This is a genomic window from Sulfitobacter sediminivivens (genome assembly GCF_042611115.2).
In the GTDB taxonomy this organism is placed as follows: Bacteria; Pseudomonadota; Alphaproteobacteria; order Rhodobacterales; family Rhodobacteraceae; genus Sulfitobacter; species Sulfitobacter sediminivivens.
Genome location: NZ_JBHGAR020000025.1, coordinates 1 through 18,691, shown reverse-complemented (window position 1 = coordinate 18,691; position 18,691 = coordinate 1). Strand labels below are relative to the sequence as shown.

The 18,691-nt window shown below is 58.9% G+C and carries 15 protein-coding genes; 11 read left to right on the top strand and 4 right to left on the bottom strand.

Annotation, left to right across the window (positions count from 1 at the left end; all coding sequences use genetic code 11):
* Positions 1 to 188: 188 nt before the first annotated feature.
* The 11 genes from xdhA (at position 189) to ACEWL3_RS18070 (ending at position 13,254) form a co-directional block, all read left to right on the top strand.
* Positions 189 to 1,580, top strand: a complete 1,392-nt coding sequence (gene xdhA / locus ACEWL3_RS18120; protein WP_386184864.1) for a xanthine dehydrogenase small subunit — start codon at positions 189 to 191, stop codon at positions 1,578 to 1,580.
* Positions 1,577 to 4,000 carry a xanthine dehydrogenase molybdopterin binding subunit gene (xdhB, locus tag ACEWL3_RS18115; protein ID WP_386184867.1) on the top strand — a complete coding sequence of 808 codons (2,424 nt, stop codon included), beginning with the start codon at positions 1,577 to 1,579 and terminating at the stop codon, positions 3,998 to 4,000. Before xdhA ends, xdhB begins: the two co-directional genes overlap by 4 nt.
* Entirely contained in the window at positions 3,979 to 4,950 is a 972-nt protein-coding gene (gene xdhC / locus ACEWL3_RS18110; RefSeq protein ID WP_386184869.1) for a xanthine dehydrogenase accessory protein XdhC, read from the top strand. The genes xdhB and xdhC overlap by 22 nt, the downstream gene beginning before the upstream one ends.
* Positions 4,947 to 6,467, top strand: coding sequence for an ABC transporter ATP-binding protein (locus ACEWL3_RS18105; RefSeq protein WP_386184872.1), 1,521 nt, complete (start codon positions 4,947 to 4,949; stop codon positions 6,465 to 6,467). Before xdhC ends, ACEWL3_RS18105 begins: the two co-directional genes overlap by 4 nt.
* A 48-nt stretch (positions 6,468 to 6,515) precedes the next feature.
* On the top strand, positions 6,516 to 7,598 hold the full coding sequence (locus tag ACEWL3_RS18100; RefSeq protein WP_386184874.1) for an ABC transporter permease: 1,083 nt from the start codon (positions 6,516 to 6,518) through the stop codon (positions 7,596 to 7,598).
* Positions 7,598 to 8,518, top strand: coding sequence for an ABC transporter permease (locus tag ACEWL3_RS18095; RefSeq protein WP_386184877.1), 921 nt, complete (start codon positions 7,598 to 7,600; stop codon positions 8,516 to 8,518). The genes ACEWL3_RS18100 and ACEWL3_RS18095 overlap by 1 nt, the downstream gene beginning before the upstream one ends.
* Positions 8,519 to 8,569: 51 nt before the next feature.
* Complete coding sequence (locus tag ACEWL3_RS18090; RefSeq protein WP_386184880.1) at positions 8,570 to 9,643, top strand: BMP family ABC transporter substrate-binding protein; 1,074 nt, start codon at positions 8,570 to 8,572, stop codon at positions 9,641 to 9,643.
* A gap of 158 nt (positions 9,644 to 9,801) precedes the next feature.
* Entirely contained in the window at positions 9,802 to 10,740 is a 939-nt protein-coding gene (locus tag ACEWL3_RS18085) for an aldo/keto reductase (RefSeq protein WP_386184882.1), read from the top strand.
* Positions 10,737 to 11,816: an NAD(P)/FAD-dependent oxidoreductase gene (locus ACEWL3_RS18080; protein WP_386184885.1), complete on the top strand. Its 1,080-nt coding sequence runs from the start codon at positions 10,737 to 10,739 to the stop codon at positions 11,814 to 11,816. The genes ACEWL3_RS18085 and ACEWL3_RS18080 overlap by 4 nt, the downstream gene beginning before the upstream one ends.
* Positions 11,813 to 12,469 carry a DUF938 domain-containing protein gene (locus ACEWL3_RS18075; RefSeq protein WP_386184888.1) on the top strand — a complete coding sequence of 219 codons (657 nt, stop codon included), beginning with the start codon at positions 11,813 to 11,815 and terminating at the stop codon, positions 12,467 to 12,469. Before ACEWL3_RS18080 ends, ACEWL3_RS18075 begins: the two co-directional genes overlap by 4 nt.
* Positions 12,466 to 13,254, top strand: coding sequence for a glycoside hydrolase family 25 protein (locus tag ACEWL3_RS18070; protein ID WP_386184890.1), 789 nt, complete (start codon positions 12,466 to 12,468; stop codon positions 13,252 to 13,254). The genes ACEWL3_RS18075 and ACEWL3_RS18070 overlap by 4 nt, the downstream gene beginning before the upstream one ends.
* Before the next feature lie 2 nt (positions 13,255 to 13,256).
* Here the strand turns inward: ACEWL3_RS18070 and ACEWL3_RS18065 are convergent, their stop codons facing one another.
* The 4 genes from ACEWL3_RS18065 to ACEWL3_RS18050 form a co-directional block, all read right to left on the bottom strand.
* Positions 13,257 to 13,604 (bottom strand): diacylglycerol kinase, encoded by a 348-nt coding sequence (locus tag ACEWL3_RS18065; protein ID WP_386184893.1) that lies wholly within the window; start codon positions 13,602 to 13,604, stop codon positions 13,257 to 13,259.
* A 126-nt stretch (positions 13,605 to 13,730) separates the two neighbouring features.
* A complete protein-coding gene (locus ACEWL3_RS18060) occupies positions 13,731 to 16,223 on the bottom strand; it encodes a GcvT family protein (RefSeq protein WP_386184896.1) in 2,493 nt (830 codons plus the stop codon).
* A 182-nt stretch (positions 16,224 to 16,405) separates the two neighbouring features.
* Positions 16,406 to 17,809, bottom strand: a complete 1,404-nt coding sequence (locus ACEWL3_RS18055; protein WP_386184898.1) for an FAD-binding oxidoreductase — start codon at positions 17,807 to 17,809, stop codon at positions 16,406 to 16,408.
* 3 nt (positions 17,810 to 17,812) lie between these two features.
* A partial coding sequence (locus tag ACEWL3_RS18050) for a gamma-glutamyltransferase (RefSeq protein WP_435001332.1) occupies positions 17,813 to 18,691 on the bottom strand: 879 nt, incomplete at its 5' end.

Below are 18,691 nucleotides of genomic sequence, written 5' to 3'. Positions count from 1 at the left end.
CGCGACAGGGGATTGCAACAGCGTTTTTGGCGTGCAACCGATCCATTGTGCAGCCAACGCAAAAAAATCTGTTGCCAGAACGAACTGCTGCCGACTACGCTTTGATCAGATTAATGGCCGCGCACCGTTCTACGTCGCATCGAACGGCGCGCTCAAAGGTCCCTTAAGTACCGCGGCAGGTCAATCACATGGACATCACGTTTCTTCTCAACGGAGAGACCGTAGCGCTGACAGACGTCTTGCCCACGACAACCCTGCTTGACTGGCTCCGTGAAGACCGCGGCCTGACCGGAACAAAAGAGGGCTGCAACGAGGGCGACTGCGGCGCGTGTTCGGTCATGATCACAGACGAGAACGGATCGCGCGCCCTGAACGGCTGTATTCTCTTCCTGCCCCAGATCAACGGCAAACACGTGACCACGGTTGAAGGCATCGCTGCACCGGACGGCACCCTGCACCCGGTACAACAAACCATGATCGACCACCACGGCAGCCAATGTGGGTTTTGCACCCCCGGCTTTGTTGTTTCAATGGCCACCGCCCACCTGAACGGGGCCACGGACCACGATGTGCAACTGGCGGGCAACCTGTGCCGCTGTACCGGCTACGCCCCGATCATCCGCGCCGCCGAGGCGGCCAAAGATGCGCCTGTGCCTGAGCACCTGAAAAACCTTTCGCTTCATTGTTCCAAAAATACCGCTGGGCTGACTGGGGGGCTGGCCCCCCAGTCAGCCCAGCCCAAAACATCCGATGACCTCGCAAAATGGTACGCCGCAAACCCCGATGCGACCCTGATTGCCGGGGCCACCGATGTCGGCCTCTGGGTCACCAAACATTTCCGCGATCTCGGGGCGGTTGTATTCCTCAACCAATGCGCGGACCTGCGCGGGGTCACCGAAACCGACGATGAAATTCGCATCGGTGCCATGACCACACTGACGGACGTCGAAGCCGCCATCGCGCCACATTTCCCCAGCTTTGCCGCGATGATCCGGCGCTACGGCTCGGTCCAGGTCCGCAACGCCGCGACCTTGGGCGGCAACATTGCGAATGGCTCGCCCATTGGGGACGGCCCGCCTGCGTTGATTGCCCTGAACGCAACCCTGCACCTGCGCCATGGCGACACCCGGCGCAGCCTGCCACTTGAGGATTTCTTCATCGCCTATGGCAAACAAGACCGCATCCCCGGCGAATTTGTAGAAGCCGTGAGCATTCCCAAACAGCCCGATACCCTGCGCTGTTACAAACTGAGCAAACGCTTTGATCAGGACATTTCAGCGGTCTGCGGATGTCTCAACATCACCCGCGATGGCGACACCATCACGGCCGCCCGCCTTGCCTATGGCGGCATGGCCGCCACCCCAAAACGCGCCAGCGCCGCAGAGGCTGCGATGGTCGGGCAATCCTTTTCGCAAGCCACCATGCGGACAGCAATGGCGGCCATGGCGGATGATTTCCAACCGCTGTCTGACATGCGCGCCTCGGCTGGCTACCGGCTGCAATCGGCCCAAAACATGCTGCTGCGCTATCTGCACGAGGCGACGGGAACCGCGACAAACCTGATGGAGGTTTCCTCATGAGCGTCGCCAAGCCTCTGCCCCATGACGCTGCCCGCCTGCATGTAACGGGTGCCGCCCGGTATGTAGATGATATCCCAACCCCGCGCGGCACCCTGCATCTGGCCTTTGGGCTCAGCAGCGTGGCCGCTGGCACCATTACCGCGATGAATCTGGAAAAGGTCAAAAGCGCGCCGGGTGTGGTTGCTGTTCTGACCGCTGATGATCTTGAACATGACTGCGATGTGTCCCCGTCAAACCACGACGAACCGCTGCTGGCGACCGGCACCGTGCATTACGTCGGTCAGCCACTGTTTCTGGTGATAGCCACCAGCCATCTTGCCGCACGGCACGCGGCGCGACAGGGCGATATCGACATCTCCAAATCCCCCCCGATCCTCAGCATCGAAGATGCCCTTGCGGCTGACTCCCGGTTTGAGGACGGCCCGCGCGTCTATCAAAAAGGCGATGCCACGGCCGCCCTGTCATCCGCCACCCGGACCTTGAGCGGCAGCATTGATATCGGCGGACAGGAACATTTCTATCTCGAAGGTCAGGCCGCCCTCGCCCTGCCTCAGGACAACGGCGATATGGCCGTGCATTCATCGACCCAGCATCCCACCGAAATTCAGCACAAGGTGGCCCATGCCATCGGCGCGCCCATGCATGCGGTGCGGGTCGAAACCCGGCGCATGGGCGGCGGCTTTGGCGGTAAGGAAAGCCAGGGCAACGCCCTCGCCGTGGCCTGCGCCGTCGCGGCGATGACCACCGGACGGCCCTGCAAGATGCGCTATGACCGCGATGACGACATGATCGTAACGGGCAAGCGCCACGATTTTCGCGTCGATTATACCGTCGGGTTTGATGATGATGGGCGCGTCACTGCCGTTGATTTCGCGCAATACGCCCGTTGCGGTTGGGCCATGGACCTCAGCCTGCCTGTGGCGGACCGCGCGATGTTGCATGCTGACAATGCTTACAATCTCGACCATGTCCGCATCACCTCGCACCGGCTCAAGACCAACACCCAATCTGCCACCGCCTTTCGCGGGTTTGGCGGGCCGCAGGGTGTCGTCGGCATTGAAAAGGTCATGGACCATATCGCGCATCATCTGGGGGCAGATCCCTTGTCCGTGCGCCGCGTCAATTACTATGCCGACAATGTGGACACCCCGGTTGTTGCGGACACCGGCACAGCGATTGACCACCGCACGCCGCCGGTCGGGGACGCCGATCTGTCCTCGCGCGGCGCGCCGCCTGCACCCACGCAGGACAGCCACAATACCGACGTGATACAGACAGACCTGGCAGACCTGCAAACCACCCCCTACCACCAGCCGATTACCGATTGCATCATCAACGCGTTGACCGACAAATTGGCTGACACCTCAGATTATGAGGCCCGCCGATTGAACATCGCCAAATGGAATGCAGAGCAACCCATCCTAAAGCGCGGCATCGCGCTGACCCCCGTCAAATTCGGCATTTCATTTACCCTGACCCACCTGAACCAGGCGGGCGCGTTGGTGCATGTCTATCAGGACGGTTCTGTGCATCTCAACCACGGTGGCACAGAGATGGGGCAAGGGTTGTTCCAAAAGGTTGCGCAAGTTGCCGCCTCGCGTTTTGGCCTGCCGCTTGAGGCGATCAAGATCACTGCCACAGATACCGGCAAGGTGCCAAATACCTCCGCCACTGCCGCCTCTTCGGGGTCGGACCTGAACGGCATGGCCGCCAAGATTGCCTGCGATACCATCCGCGACAGAATAGCCGCCCATCTGGCTGAACGCTATCAGGTCAAACCCGCCGACGTCCGCTTCAAAGACGGGGGGGTCGAAGTCGGCTCCGAGACGATCACCTTTGCCCAAGCTGCTGCATCGGCTTACGAAAACCGTATTTCTCTGTCGGCTACCGGGTTTTATAAAACCCCTGAGATTGAATGGGACCGCATCAAGGGCCGGGGCCGGCCGTTCTATTATTTTGCTTATGGCGCGGCGGTCACAGAAGTGGTTGTCGACACCCTGACCGGCGAAAACCGCATCCTGCGCACTGATATCCTGCACGATGCGGGGGCATCTTTGAACCCGGCGCTCGACATTGGCCAGCTTGAGGGCGGCTATGTGCAGGGCGCGGGGTGGCTGACCACTGAAGAACTGGTTTGGGATGATCACGGCGCACTGAAAACCCACGCGCCTTCGACCTACAAAATTCCCGCCTGCTCAGACCGGCCTGATGTTTTTAACGTTGCCCTTTGGGACGCCCCAAACCGGGTGGACACGATCTATAAATCAAAAGCCGTGGGGGAGCCGCCCCTGATGCTGGGCATCTCTGCTTTCATGGCCCTGTCTGATGCGGCAAATGCCTGTGGCACAAACTATGGCGACCTGCAAACCCCGGCCACAGCCGAGGCTGTTTTGGCCGCATGTCAACGGGCGCGCGGGTGATGTTTGACCGGGACGCTCTTGGCGCAGCAATCAAGGCTAACGGCAAGGTGGCGCGCATCATCTTGGTGCAGGTCAAGGGCTCAGCGCCCCGCGCGGCGGGCACGTCGATGCTGGTTTGGCAAGCCGGCAGTCTTGGAACGATTGGCGGCGGACAGTTGGAATGGCAAAGCATGAAAGAGGCACGCGAGATGCTGTCCGATGGCAGTACAACAAGGCTGCGCCATGCGGCCCTTGGTCCCGCGCTCAATCAATGCTGCGGCGGTGCTGTGAGCGTTGTGACAGAAGTATTTGACCTGGCCCGGTTCCACGACATGGACCCTGAATTCGCAGGTGTCTGGGCACGCCCGGTGAGCAAGGACGCAGGCCCAATGCCCGCCACCCTCAAGCGGAAACTGACGCGCGCTGAACACCATGGCACGCCCTTGCCGCTGACCTATCAGAATGGCTGGCTGGCCGAAGCGGTTTGGCGGACGCAGCGTCAGGTTGTGATCTACGGTGCAGGTCATGTCGGCCATGCACTGGCCACCGTGCTGGCCCCCTTGCCTCAATTTCGCGTTTACCTGTCCGATCCGCGCGCCGATTTGCTTGCGGGCCTGCCGTCGACAGTGGCCACCAATGCCGGTCTTTCCACCGACATGATGGCAGCGGCAGAACCAGATGCGGCGCATTTCATCATGACGCCCGAACACGATTATGACCTTGAATTGTGCCACCACCTTTTGACTCGTGACTTTGGGTTTGCCGGGCTAATTGGCTCAGCAACCAAATGGGCCCGGTTTCGCAAACGGCTGGCCGCCCTTGGTCACGCGCCTGACCGGATTGACCAGATCACCTGCCCTATTGGCGACCCAAAGCTTGGGAAGCATCCGCAGGCCATTGCTCTGGGGGTTGCCGCGTACATGCTGACCCCGGCGATGTCCCAACTGACCCAGAAAGAAGCCCTCGTATGACCGATGCCCCTTTTCTGACCCTCTCTGGCCTGACCAAAGCCTATCCCGGCGTTGTTGCAAACAGCGACGTGTCGCTGAGCATTGCACCCGGAGAGGTGCATGCGCTGCTGGGCGAAAACGGCGCAGGAAAATCAACGCTGGTCAAGATGATCTATGGGCTGGTGAAACCGGATGCGGGCCAGATGCAGATGAACGGTGCAAACTTTGCCCCCTCAGAGCCACGTGCAGCGCGCGCAGCAGGCGTCGGTATGGTTTTTCAGCACTTCTCGCTCTTTGACGCGCTGACCGTGGCGGAAAACATCGCTTTGGGCATGGAAAACGCCCCCAAAATGAGCGCGCTTTCACAACAAATTCGCGATGTGTCTGACACCTATGGCCTGCCCCTGTCGCCAGACCGTGTGGTGGGGGATCTGTCCGCCGGGGAACGTCAGCGGGTTGAGATTATTCGCTGCCTTTTGCAGGAACCAAAACTGTTGATCATGGATGAACCCACGTCCGTCCTGACGCCGCAAGAGGTTGAAATTCTGTTCAAGACCCTGCGCAAATTGAGCGCGGAAGGCACCGCAATCCTGTATATTTCGCACAAACTGGAAGAAATTCGTTCCCTTTGCGACAGCGCCACGATCTTGCGATTGGGTAAGGTTGTCGGAGAATGCACCCCGTCCGAAACCTCGGCCCGCGAAATGGCGGAATTGATGGTGGGCACGGTGTTGCAAACCCCGACCCGCGCGGGCAAAACACCGGGCGACGTGGTGCTTGACCTCAAAGCGCTGTCCGCCAAATCCCCCAGCGCTTTTGGGATGCCGTTGCGAGAGATATCAGTGCAGGTGCGGCGCGGTGAAGTTTTGGGGATCGGCGGTGTCGCGGGCAACGGCCAGGATGAACTGTTGGCCGCCCTGTCAGGTGAGATGCTGACCGCGCCCGGCATGATCAATTTCCAAGGCAAGGATGTCAGTGTTCTGGGCCCCACCCCGCGTCGGGCGATGGGCATTCTGACCGCCCCGGAAGAACGGCTTGGCCATGCGGCAGCCCCTGATATGTCATTGACCGAAAACGCCATGCTGACCGGGGCCGCGCGTGAAGGGTTGGACAACGGCGGGATGTTGAACTGGCCTGCCGCGAGGCGGTTTGCAGAAAAGATCATCTCGGATTTTGACGTTCGCACGCCGGGGCCGGGCAATGCCGCGCGGTCGCTGTCGGGGGGCAACCTGCAGAAGTTCGTGATTGGCCGCGAGGTGTTGCAACGGCCCGATCTGCTGGTCGTCAACCAGCCGACGTGGGGCGTTGATGCATCCGCTGCGGCATCCATCCGGCAGGCGTTGCTGGATCTGGCCGAGAATGGCACGGCTCTTATTGTGATTTCCCAGGATCTCGATGAATTGATGGAAATATCGGACCGCTTTGCTGCGCTGAACGAAGGGCGATTGTCAGAACCGCGTCCCGCCCAAGGCCTGACGGTGGATGAGATCGGCCTGATGATGGGCGGTGCCCACGGAATGGAGGTGGCGCATGTTTGATCTGTCGAATGTGTGTATTTTTGGAACAATAAAACGGGGTGTTTGGGCATGATCAGGTTGGAAAAACGCCCAGAACCGAGCCGAAGAATATCACTCGCGACGCCCGTGATGGCCGTGCTGGCCACCATGTTTTTTGGCGGGCTGTTGTTCATGGTGCTTGGCAAGCCACCGATTCAGTCAATCCTCACCATCTTTTGGGAGCCGCTGTTTGGCGAGTTCGCGTTCTATTACCGCCCGCAATTGCTGATTAAAGGCGCGCCGTTGGTGTTGATCGCCATTGGTCTGTCGCTGGGTTTCAAGGCGGGCATCTGGAACATTGGGGCCGAGGGCCAGTATATCATGGGCGCGCTTTTTGGTGCCGGCATGGGGCTTGCGTTTTATCCCATGGAAGGCTGGTTCATCTTTCCGTTGATGGTGGTGGCAGGGGCGTTTGGCGGGTGGCTCTGGGCGATGATACCGGCGTTTCTCAAGGTGCGCTTCGGCACAAACGAAATTCTGGTATCGCTGATGCTGGTGTATGTGGCCGAACAGTTTCTGGCCTCTATGTCACTGGGGTTATTGAAAAACCCAGAAGGGTTCGGTTTTCCCGGCTCGCGCAATTTGCAACAATATGATGCCGCGTTCAATGCAGAGCTTTTCGAAGGATCGGGCATGCACTGGGGCGTGGTCGCCGCCCTTGTTGCGGTGATCTTTGCCTATGTTCTGCTGACCAAACACCGGCTTGGGTTTGCCATTCGCGTGACAGGCGAAGCGCCCCGAGCCGCGCGTTTTTCAGGGGTGAATCCAACGCGGCTGATCTTGTTTTGTATGGGGATGTCCGGACTGCTGGCTGGTCTTGCCGGCCTTTTTGAGGTCGCAGGCCCAGCAGGCCAGGTCACAATTGATTTCAACGTGGGTTACGGATTTACCGCGATCATCGTGGCGTTTCTGGGTCGGCTGCATCCTGTGGGCATCTTGTTGGCCGGAGGGCTGATGGCGCTGACCTATATTGGCGGCGACATCGCACAGAGCAATCTGGGTCTGCCTGCTGCCGCCATTCAGGTGTTCCAGGGCATGCTGCTGTTCTTCCTGCTGGCCCTGGATCTGTTCACAAATTACCGGCTGCGCTTTGGCCGGGTGGAGGTCGCGTAATGGATCTGTCTGTCATCAACCCCGTTCTGTTCATTGCTGGTTTCCTTGTGGCTGCAACGCCACTGATCTTTGCCGCCATCGGCGAACTGGTGGTCGAAAAATCCGGTGTGCTGAACCTCGGCGTCGAAGGCCTGATGATCACCGGGGCAATCTGCGGCTTTGCCGTGGCGGTGGAAACCGGATCGCCGATGCTGGGCTTTGTTGCTGCTGCGGCTGGCGGTGCTCTGCTGTCGGTCCTCTTCGCTTTTCTCACACAGATTACCCTCGCCAACCAAGTTGCGTCTGGCCTTGCGCTCACGCTGTTTGGTCTGGGGCTTTCGGCATTGCTTGGCCAATCATACGTCGGTATCAAACCGCCGCGTCTGGGCGATATCAACTTTGGCCCTCTGGCCGATATTCCGGTTCTTGGGCCAATCCTCTTTACCCATGACATCATTCTTTACCTCGGCATCGCACTGGTTGTTGCTGTCTGGGCCACGCTCAAGTTCACCCGCGCCGGGCTGATCCTGCGCGCAGTGGGCGAAAGCCACGATGCCGCCCATGCTCTTGGCTATAAGGTGGTGCGCATCCGCACGTTTGCGATCATGTTTGGCGGGGCCTGCGCAGGCATCGGCGGAGCCTATATTTCGCTGATCCGGGTGCCGCAATGGACCGAAGGGATGACGGCCGGTGTCGGCTGGATTGCTCTTGCTCTGGTTGTCTTTGCCAGCTGGAAACCATGGCGGCTGTTGCTGGGTGCCTATCTTTTTGGCGGCATCACTCAATTGCAGTTGAATCTGCAAGGGGCAGGCGTTGCCATTCCAGTCGAATATCTGGCAATGTCGCCTTATGTTATCACCATCGTCGTGCTGGTGATCCTCTCTGCGGACAAGTCGGCGGCACCTGCCTCGCTTGGTCGTAATTTCCACGCCTCAAGCTAGGGGCCAATATCAAACACCGCCCACAATGGGCGATAAAAATGGGGAAGAATTATGAAATTTTCTGCACTCTTGACTGGGGCCGCGCTGGCACTTGGTCTGGCAACCTCAGCGGTTGCACAAGACAAGACCAAGGTTGGTTTTGTCTTTGTTGGCCCTGTCGGCGACGGCGGCTGGACCTATGAACACAATCAAGGTCGTCTCGCTGTTGAGAAAGAATTTGGCGACGCGGTTGAAACTGTATTTGTCGAATCTGTGGCCGAGGGCCCCGATTCAGAACGTGTGATGACACAGATGGCGCTTGACGGTGCCGACCTGATCTTCACCACATCCTTTGGCTACATGGACCCGACTATCAACATCGCCAAGAAATTCCCGAACGTGAAGTTTGAGCACGCAACAGGCTACAAACGCGCGGACAACGTCTCGACCTATTCCGCGCGCTTCTACGAAGGGCGCGCCATTCAGGGTCACATCGCCGGGTCGATGACCGAAAGCAACATCGTGGGCTACATCGGGTCCTATCCGATCCCCGAAGTGATCCGGGGCATCAACTCGGCGTTTATCCACGCGCGCAAAGTAAACCCCGATGTGCAGTTCAAAATCGTCTGGGCCTATACGTGGTTTGATCCTGCAAAAGAAGCAGATGCCGCCAAGGTTCTCATTGAACAGGGTGCGGATGTGATCCTGCAACACACCGATTCCACAGCGCCGCAAGCGGCGGCCCAGGAAGCGGGCAATGTGATCACCTTTGGTCAGGCCTCTGACATGACGCAATATGCGCCGAAGCCGCGCGTGTCGTCGATCATCGACAACTGGTCTCCCTACTATATCGCGCGCACCAAGGCTGTCATGGACGGGACATGGGAAAGCACGGACACCTGGGATGGCATTGGACCCGGCATGGTTCAGATTGGTGAAATCTCTGACGCGGTTCCGGCTGACGTCAAAACCGAGGCATTGATCCTGATGGACAGCATCGCCGCTGGTAAATACCACCCGTTCACCGGCCCCTTGAAAAAACAGGACGGTTCTGACTGGCTGGCAGACGGCGAGACCGCCGATGACGGCACTCTGGCCGGCATGAACTTCTATGTTGAAGGCATTGAGGGCGACATTCCTCAATAACCCGAACCACGCAAGTGAACGAAACGGGGCCGGCCAATCGCCGGCCCCGTTTTCTATTTTCAACAGCATTTCTCTGAATACCTGTATCTACTAAATATCACTTAACGTGTTGCCATCTGCCCGTTGCACTGGCGCGCGCGCCATGTCACCAATTGCCCATGAAACACACTCTAACCAGCGCCAGCGGCGCACCCGCCAGCCGCCTTGCCTTTGGCACCATGCAATTTGGTGGCCGTGCGGATGCGCAGCAATCGCGGGCCATGTTCGACGCCTGCATCGAGGCTGGGATTACACATTTCGATACGGCGCATGTCTATACCGATGGCGCATCAGAAACCTTACTCGGTCAATTCCTCGGTGACAAACGAGGCGACCTGATCATCGCCACCAAGGCGGCCTATGATGGCGGCGCGGGCCGCGACAACATCCTGACCTCTGCTGAAACATCGCGTGCGCGTTTGGGTGTTGATACACTCGACGTGCTTTATCTGCACCGCTTTGATCCCGAAACCGATATGCACGAAAGCTTTCAGGCGTTTGCTGACCTCAAGAGCCAAGGACACATCCGCCACATCGGCTTGTCAAACTTTGCGGCATGGCAGGTGGTCAAAGCGGCGGGTATTGCCGCCAAATTCGATCTGTCCATCGGGGTGATCCAGCCCATGTATAACCTCGTCAAACGACAAGCCGAGGTGGAAATTCTACCGATGGCAGATGACCTGGGCATCCTTGTGGTACCCTATTCACCCTTGGGAGGCGGGCTGCTGACCGGTAAATACGCGAGCGGTGGCGCGGGGCGGCTGACTGAAGATGACCGTTATGCAGCGCGTTATGGCCAAAAGACGATGCACAAAGCAGCTGACGGGCTGAACACATTGGCTTCAACCCTTGGCGTGCATCCTGCGACCCTTGCCGTTGCATGGGCAGCGGCCCATCCGACCGGACCAACGCCGATCATTTCCGCCCGTTCTGCCGAGCAACTGCGCCCGTCGCTTGCCGCACTTACCTATGACATGACGCCAGACGTCTATGCCCAGATTGCCGCCTTATCGCCCACGCCACCGCCCGCAACTGACCGATTGGAAGAACAATCTTGACCGATATTATTGTCATTGGCGGCGGCATTGCCGGGCTTTCCGCGGCTGCGCGGCTCTCTGCTGACGCCAGGGTCACCGTTTTGGAACGTGAAACCGCGCTTGGCTATCACGCCTCTGGTCGTTCTGCTGCGCTTTTTGAAGAGAATTATGGCCTGCCCAGCACCATCGCGCTGAACAAGGCAAGTGCCGGCTATCACCGCGAGGCAAACGGCGGATACCTCAGCCCGCGTGGATTGCTGATCGTCGCGCAACAAAAAGAAGAGGCCGCTTTTGTCAACGATATGACAACGATGGGCGTCGACCGGATCACGCCAGACGAGGCGCTGAACATGGTGCCAATTCTAAATCCTGAAAAAGCGGCCTTTGCCGGTTATCACGCGTCAGCCTACGACCTTGATACCGACCGCATGATGCAGGATTTCGCCCGGGTCGTTCGCAGCAATGGCGGTCAGGTCATCACCGGTGCCCCTGTTGAGGCCATCAGCCGCACGGCGGGCGGATGGCAGGTGCTGGCAAAGGGCGTGACCTATACCGCCGCACAGCTGGTCAATGCGGCTGGTGCCTGGGCGGATGAGCTTGCCAAGCTGGCGGGCATTGCCCCTTTGGGCATTATCCCGCATCGCCGCTCGATGGCGCGCCTGCCTGCTCCCGGTGGTCACGACGTCACCCATTGGCCGATATTTTTCGGGGTCGGCGAAACATGGTACGCCAAACCCGATGCAGGCGCACTGCTGGTGTCCCCGGCTGAGGAAGATGCGGTTGAGCCTCAGGATGCCTGGGCCGACGACATGGTATTGGCAGAAGGTCTGGCGCGGTATGAAAACATGGTCATAACCCCTGTGACGCGGTTGCTGACATCATGGGCCGGATTGCGCAGCTTTTCCCCAGACAGGGCCTTGGTCTTGGGTCCTGAGCCGGGCGATCCAGCCTTTGTCTGGTGCGCCGCTCAGGGCGGATACGGGTTTCAGACCGCCCCCGCAGCATCCCAATTGCTGGCAGATCTGGTGATCGGTCGCGCCCCCGCTTTACCTGCGGATGTGGTTGCCCAATTGACCCCAGACAGGCTGCGCAAGTGATCCGTAAACTTCCCTCAAGCGCCAGCGTTGCAACGGCGCAAGAGGGTGCCAAATTGCACGCGCCCGCCGCGGCGCGCAATGCCAATGCTTTGTCAGAACTGTTGCTGACCCACGCACCGAGCCAGGGCAGCGCATTGGAGATCGCCAGCGGCACCGGGCAACATATCACAGCATTTGCATCCGCCATGCCGACCCTGCAGTGGTACCCTACCGAGATTGACAGCGCCCGCCGTACCAGCATTGATGCCTATGTAAAGGAAGCGGAACTGACCAACGTCGCGCCTGCCACGGCACTGGACGCGACCGCGCCCGGATGGGGTATCAGGCACGGCCCGCAAGACCTCATTGTGCTGATAAACCTGCTGCACCTGATTTCGCCCCCCCAAACCACCACCCTGATCACAGAAGCCTCAGCGGCGCTCGCCCCCAATGGCACCTTGATCCTTTATGGTCCGTTCAAGCGTACTGGCGTGCTGACCAGTGAGGGCGACGCCCGGTTCGATGCGGACCTAAGATCCGTCGCCCCAGACATCGGATACAAGGACGACCTCGACATCATGCGGCTGCTCGGCGATGCTGGCTTCACCCTTGAGCATATTGTGGCAATGCCTGCCAACAACCTCGCTTTCGTTGCCAGAAAGGTCCGCCCATGACCCTGACGCGCCGCCTCGTCTTTTTTGCCCTGCTGGCGCTTGCCGCTTGTGGCGCGCCCCGTGCCAGCGCACCTCCTGCGGAAAACCGTGCCCTGTTTGCCCCCAATTTCGAAGACAGCCATCCGGTATTCTTCCCGGGGCGCCGGCCCGCGCGATACCCTGTGCATGGCATTGATGTCGCGCGATTTCAAAAAACCATTGATTGGAACACCGCCCGCCGCAATGGTGTGAATTTTGCCTTTATCAAAGCCACCGAGGGTGGTGATCTGCTGGATGCGGAATTCAAGAACCACTGGCGCGGCGCGGATCAGGCGGGCGTTGCGCGCGGCGCTTATCATTTCTATTATTTCTGCACGACACCCGAGGTGCAGGCAGCATGGTTCATCCGCAATGTACCCCGTGGCGATATGCTGCCCCCGGTCTTGGATATGGAATGGAACCCATTTTCGCCCACCTGCGCCACCGTGCGCCCGGCGGGTCAGGACGTCCGCGACCAAATGCGCCGTTGGCTGAACATTGTGACCGCGCATTACGGCCAGAAACCAATCATCTATACCACGCCCAGATTTTACCGCGAGAACGAGCTTGGCAAGTTCGATGATTATGAATTCTGGCTCCGCTCCACCGCAAAGCGGCCATCAGAGACCTTCCCCGGTGAACGCTGGACCTTCTGGCAATACTCATCCACAGGGATCATTCCCGGCATCGTCGGCAAGGTTGATCTGAATGTCTTCACAGGGAGCCGCGCAGAGTGGTCGCAATGGGTTGCGGCGCGGGCGCGCTAGTTTTAGGCAAACTTGTCAATCAGCGCAGCAAGCCACAAAATGCCCAGCAACACGGTTGCCAGCAGAACCGCCAACGAACCTAAGTCCTTGGCCATGCGCGATAATTCGTGACGTTCCGGACCAATGCGGTCAATTGTGGCCTCAATTGCACTGTTGATCACTTCGACAATGATCAACAACAGACCTGCTCCGATAAGAATGGCGGCCTGAAAGAAATCCTCGCCGATCCAGAGCGCGACAGGCACCGACAGCGCGCATAGGACCGCCTCAATTCGAAACGCTTCCTCACCGCGCCAGATGTCGCGCAGGCCCACCATCGAGTTGCGATAGGCCGCGATCATCCGTACCATGCCTCTTAACGGGTGTTTGCCCACGTTTGACCCCCTGTTGCGGTCTGTTTTTCAGACACTAGCGCATCATTGACCCTGATTGAACAGGATCAGGCCAGCCTTGCCTGCCCGATCCCTGCATTCGTATCAGCCATCCACCCGGATCGTGGTATTTTTCGGATCATAAGGAGAATCCTCGACAATCTCGGCATCCCAAAGCTGATCAAACATCTTGACCTTTAGCTTGGTGCCCACAACCGCATGCTCCGTCTTGACGTAGCCCATGCCAATCGACTTGCCAAAGGCCACCGAATAGCCACCAGAGGTCAGACGCCCGGTGCGCCCATCCGCGTGATACAGCACCTCACGCCCCCAAGGGTCCGCATCATCTGGTCCGTCAATGAGCAGCGTCACACATTTGGCATTGATGCCATGCGCTTCCATTGCAGCCTTGCCGTGGAAATCTTTGCTCAGATCCACAAACCTTGGCAAATCAGCCTCCAGCGGTGTCGCGTCACGGCCCAGTTCCGTACCAAATGCGCGATAAGATTTCTCCTGCCGCAACCAGTTCTGTGCACGCGCACCGACCAGTTTCATGCCATGCTTTTCGCCGGCTTTCTCAAGCTGGTCGAAGAGATAGTTCTGCATCTCAATCGGGTGGTGCAATTCCCAGCCCAATTCGCCGGTATAGGCGACACGGATCGCACGCACCGGACACATGCCCAATTCGATGTTGCGCATGGTCAGCCACGGAAACCGCTTGTTGGACAATACTGTGGAGGGGTCGCCATCTTTGACGATCTCGTTCAGCACATCACGCGACTTTGGTCCGGCGATCGCAAATACGCCCCACTGGGTGGTCACGTTATGACATTCGATATAGCCAAATTCAGGTGCTTTGTCTTCGATCGCCTTGCGCAGGTAATCGCTGTCATAGGCAGTCCAAGCCCCTGCGGACACAAGGTAATATTCGTTCTCGGCAATCCGCACGATGGTATATTCCGTGCGCGTCGTGCCCGCCCCGGTCAGGGCGTAGGTCAGGTTGATGCGGCCCACCGATGGCAGCTTGTTACAGGTGAACCAATCAAGGAATGCAGTGGCACCGGGGCCTTTGACGACATGTTTGGTGAACGCTGTGGCGTCGATCAGGCCAACGCCTTCGCGGATTGCTTTGGCTTCTTCCACCGCATATTGCCACCAACCACCGCGGCGGAACGACCGTGCATCATGGTCGTCAAATCCAGCAGGTGCAAAATAATTGGGGCGTTCCCAGCCGTTCACAAATCCAAATTGCGCACCACGGGCAGCCTGACGGTCATAAGCTGGCGATGTGCGCAGAGGTCGGCAGGCAGGCCGTTCTTCATCCGGGTGGTGCAGGACATAGACATGGTCGTAGCATTCCTCGTTTTTGCGCGCGGCAAATTCGGTGGTCATCCAGTCGCCGTAGCGTTTGGGGTCAAGCGACGCCATGTCGATCTCTGCCTCACCTTCGACCATAAGCTGGGCAAGGTAATACCCGGTGCCGCCCGCCGCAGTGATCCCAAAAGAGAAACCTTCGGCCAGCCACATGTTGCGCAATCCCGGTGCCGGGCCCACCAGCGGGTTGCCATCGGGTGTGTAGCAGATCGGACCGTTGAAATCGTCTTTGAGCCCACAATACTCGCATGATGGCACCCGGTGGATCATCGCCGCATATTGATCCTCGATCCGCTCAAGGTCGAGTTGAAAGAGGTCGGCGCGGAAACTGTCCGGCACGCCGTATTCAAACCGTGCAGGCGCATTTTTCTCATAGACCCCCAGAATCCAGCCACCGCGTTCTTCGCGCACATACGATTGCGCATCAGCATCGCGCACAACGGGGTGTTCAACATTGCCTGCAGCACGGAATTTCACCAATTCGGGGTCTTGATCCAACACGATGAACTGATGCTCAACCGGGATCGCTGGCATTTTGATACCCAGCATCTTGGCGGTGCGCTGTGCGTGATTGCCCGATGCCGTCACCACGTGTTCAGCCGTGATCACAACCTGCTCGTCTGACGGCACAAGGTTGCCGCCTTTTTCAACCATCTTGGTTGCAGTCACTTCCCAATGGGTGCCGTTCCAATGGAACGCATCCGCCTGCCATTTGCGTTCAATCATAACGCCCCGCTGGCGTGCACCCTTGGCCATCGCCATGGTCACATCCGCAGGGTTAATATAGCCATCCGTCTGATGATAAAGCGCGCCTTCAAGGTCTTCGGTGCGGATCAGCGGCCACTTTGCCTTGACCTCATCGGGGGTCATGAATTCATACGGCACACCGCAGGTTTCAGCGGTCGAGGCATAGAGCATATACTCATCCATCCGCTCTTTTGTCTGTGCCATCCGCAAGTTGCCCACCACGGCAAAGCCCGCGTTCAACCCGGTTTCTTCCTCAAGCGTTTTGTAGAACTTGATGGAATAGTCGTGGATGTGGGTCGTGGCAAAGGACATGTTAAAATACGGCAGCAAACCGGCCGCGTGCCAGGTCGAGCCGGAGGTCAATTCGTCACGTTCCAGCAACATCACATCGTCCCACCCGGCGCGCGCCAAATGATAGGCAATCGACGTTCCCACGGCACCGCCGCCCACAACCAATGCTTTGACCTGCGTTTTCATATGTCGATTCCCTTGGACAAGATTTGATCCTGTTTTAATCGCACCCGCGCGCATTCGCACGCACCAGCCGACCCAACATCGCAGAAAACCGACCTATCGGCACGCAGGCATGTCGGGGTTTTCGGGCTTTGCCCGATGCTGCCTTGGCGCGCCTTGCGGGAATTCACCCCAACCTGACCCGCCTACCCCGGTAAGATCTTGCCGGGATTCATGATGTTATCGGGGTCGAGCGCCCGCTTGATTGCGCCCATGACATCCACGGCACCACCCAATTCCTTGATCAGATAGGGCCGCTTGCCCTGCCCGATGCCGTGTTCGCCGGTGCAGGTCCCGTCCATAGAAATGGCCAGATCGTTCAGCCAGCTGACGAAACTCTCGGCGCGGGCGACCTCGTCTGCATCGTCCATGTCCAGCAACAAAGACGCATGGAAATTTCCGTCGCCCGCATGGCCAACAATGGGTGCGATCAGGTCCAGTTCTGATGCCTTGGCCTCTGCCAACCTCACAGCCTCTGCGAGTCTGGAGATCGGCACACATACGTCCGTCGCCACCGCCTTGCAGCCCGGCCGTAACGCCAGCATGGCCCAATAGGCATCATGGCGCGCCTGCCATAGTTTGTTGCGTTCTTCGGTGGTGGAGGTGGCGGTGTATCCGGTGCCGCCAAGTTCCTCAGCAAGCGCCCCAAAGGTCTCTGCCTGTTCTGCCACGCCCACCTCTGAGCCATGAAATTCGAGCAACAACAGCGGCGTTTCAGGCAAGGACAGCTTTGAATACCCATTCACCGCCCGGACCACCAAGGCGTCCAGCAATTCAATCCGCGCCACAGGCAATCCATATTGAATGACCGCCATCACCGTTTGGCACGCGGCATCCACACTTGGAAAGGAACAACGCGCCGCCGATATTGCTTCAGGGATGCCCTGCAGGCGCAGGGTGATTTCAGTGATCAGACCCAATGTCCCCTCAGAGCCGACCATCAACCGGGTCAGGTCATAGCCGGCCGACGATTTGCGCGCCCGCGATCCTGTGCGAATGATACTGCCATCGGCCATCACCGCTTCCAAGCTCAGTACGTTGTCTTTCATCGTCCCATAGCGCACCGCATTGGTCCCCGATGCGCGTGTGGCGGTCATTCCCCCCAGCGACGCGTTGGCCCCCGGGTCAATCGGGAAAAACAGCCCTTGATCGCGCAAATGGGTGTTCAGCGCCTCACGCGTGACACCCGGTTGGATCCGGCAATCAAGATCACCTGCATTGACTGCCAGAACCTTGTCCATTTGGGTCAGGTCCACCGAAATCCCGCCCGCAGGCGCGTTGATCTGCCCCTCCAATGAGGTGCCTGTGCCGAACGCGATAATCGGCACTTTATGGGTCGCACAGATTTGGACAATCTCAGACACTTCTTGCGTTGAGCGCGCAAAAACAACGGCATCGGGCATCTGGTTCTTGATCCATGTGGTGGTATGCCCGTGTTGTTCGCGGATCGCATCTCCGGTCTGAAACCGCTCACCAAATTGCTGTTTCAGCACGCCCAGCGCCGTTGCTATGCCCGCCTCGTTGCGCGGCAAATCAGTTGCCTGAACCACCCGCTAGTCCCCCAGTGCAATACCTTCGCGGCGCGGGTCGGCCCCGCCGCGCAAGTCATCGCCGATCGCAATCATATGCAGTCCAGAGGTCAGCGCACGCGTGCCAACCTCAAAGCCGAGCGCCGCAAGGCCCTCGGACAGGTCGACCGCCGAAGTGCCCTCCTCCAGATCATAGGTGCCAAACCTGTTGACTGCATGCGGCGCGCTGACGGCGGATTGAACGTCCATGCCCCAATCCAGATAGGCCACAATCGCGCCCGCAACATAGCCGATGATCCGGCTGCCCCCCGGGCTGCCCACGGCAAGAACCGGCTTGCCATCTTTCATCACAATCGTAGGTGCCATAGAAGAGCGTGGCCGTTTGCCCGGCTCAACCCGGTTGGCAATCGGCACGCCCTCAGCATGGCTTTTAAAAGAGAAATCAGTCAGCTCGTTGTTCAGCAAAAACCCACCAACCATCAGGCGAGAGCCAAATCCATTTTCAATGGTTGTCGTCATGCTGGCCACATTGCCCTGGCTGTCCACAATGGAAATATGAGAGGTCGAGGGCAACTCGATCGCCAGATCATCGGCCCAGTTCAGCGCATGATCAAATGCCGGATTGCCCGGTGCCACTTCGGGCAACGCATCGTCACCCGCCAGCAACTTTGCGCGCTCAGCCAGATACGCAGGGTCCAGCAGCCCTGTAACAGGCACCGGCACGTAATCACTGTCCGCCAGATACCGACCGCGATCCGCAAACGCCAAGCGTGACGCATCACCAATCAAGCGGCGCACCTCAATATCCTGTGGTCCGGCGCTGAGGTCATGGCCCTCAAGCAGCCCCAATATCTGGCCCACTGCCACCGCTCCCGATGACGGCGGCCCCATGCCGCAAACCTC

Bases quoted from the DNA above. Each gene is read 5' to 3' on its own strand.
- ACEWL3_RS18090 (WP_386184880.1), top strand. From the start codon at position 8,570: ATGAAATTTTCTGCACTCTTGACTGGGGCCGCGCTGGCACTTGGTCTG.
- ACEWL3_RS18095 (WP_386184877.1), top strand. From the start codon at position 7,598: ATGGATCTGTCTGTCATCAACCCCGTTCTGTTCATTGCTGGTTTCCTT.
- xdhC (WP_386184869.1), top strand. From the start codon at position 3,979: ATGTCAACGGGCGCGCGGGTGATGTTTGACCGGGACGCTCTTGGCGCA.
- ACEWL3_RS18060 (WP_386184896.1), bottom strand. From the start codon at position 16,223: ATGAAAACGCAGGTCAAAGCATTGGTTGTGGGCGGCGGTGCCGTGGGA.
- ACEWL3_RS18105 (WP_386184872.1), top strand. From the start codon at position 4,947: ATGACCGATGCCCCTTTTCTGACCCTCTCTGGCCTGACCAAAGCCTAT.
- xdhA (WP_386184864.1), top strand. From the start codon at position 189: ATGGACATCACGTTTCTTCTCAACGGAGAGACCGTAGCGCTGACAGAC.
- ACEWL3_RS18070 (WP_386184890.1), top strand. From the start codon at position 12,466: ATGACCCTGACGCGCCGCCTCGTCTTTTTTGCCCTGCTGGCGCTTGCC.
- ACEWL3_RS18100 (WP_386184874.1), top strand. From the start codon at position 6,516: ATGATCAGGTTGGAAAAACGCCCAGAACCGAGCCGAAGAATATCACTC.
- ACEWL3_RS18085 (WP_386184882.1), top strand. From the start codon at position 9,802: ATGAAACACACTCTAACCAGCGCCAGCGGCGCACCCGCCAGCCGCCTT.
- ACEWL3_RS18065 (WP_386184893.1), bottom strand. From the start codon at position 13,604: ATGGTACGGATGATCGCGGCCTATCGCAACTCGATGGTGGGCCTGCGC.
- xdhB (WP_386184867.1), top strand. From the start codon at position 1,577: ATGAGCGTCGCCAAGCCTCTGCCCCATGACGCTGCCCGCCTGCATGTA.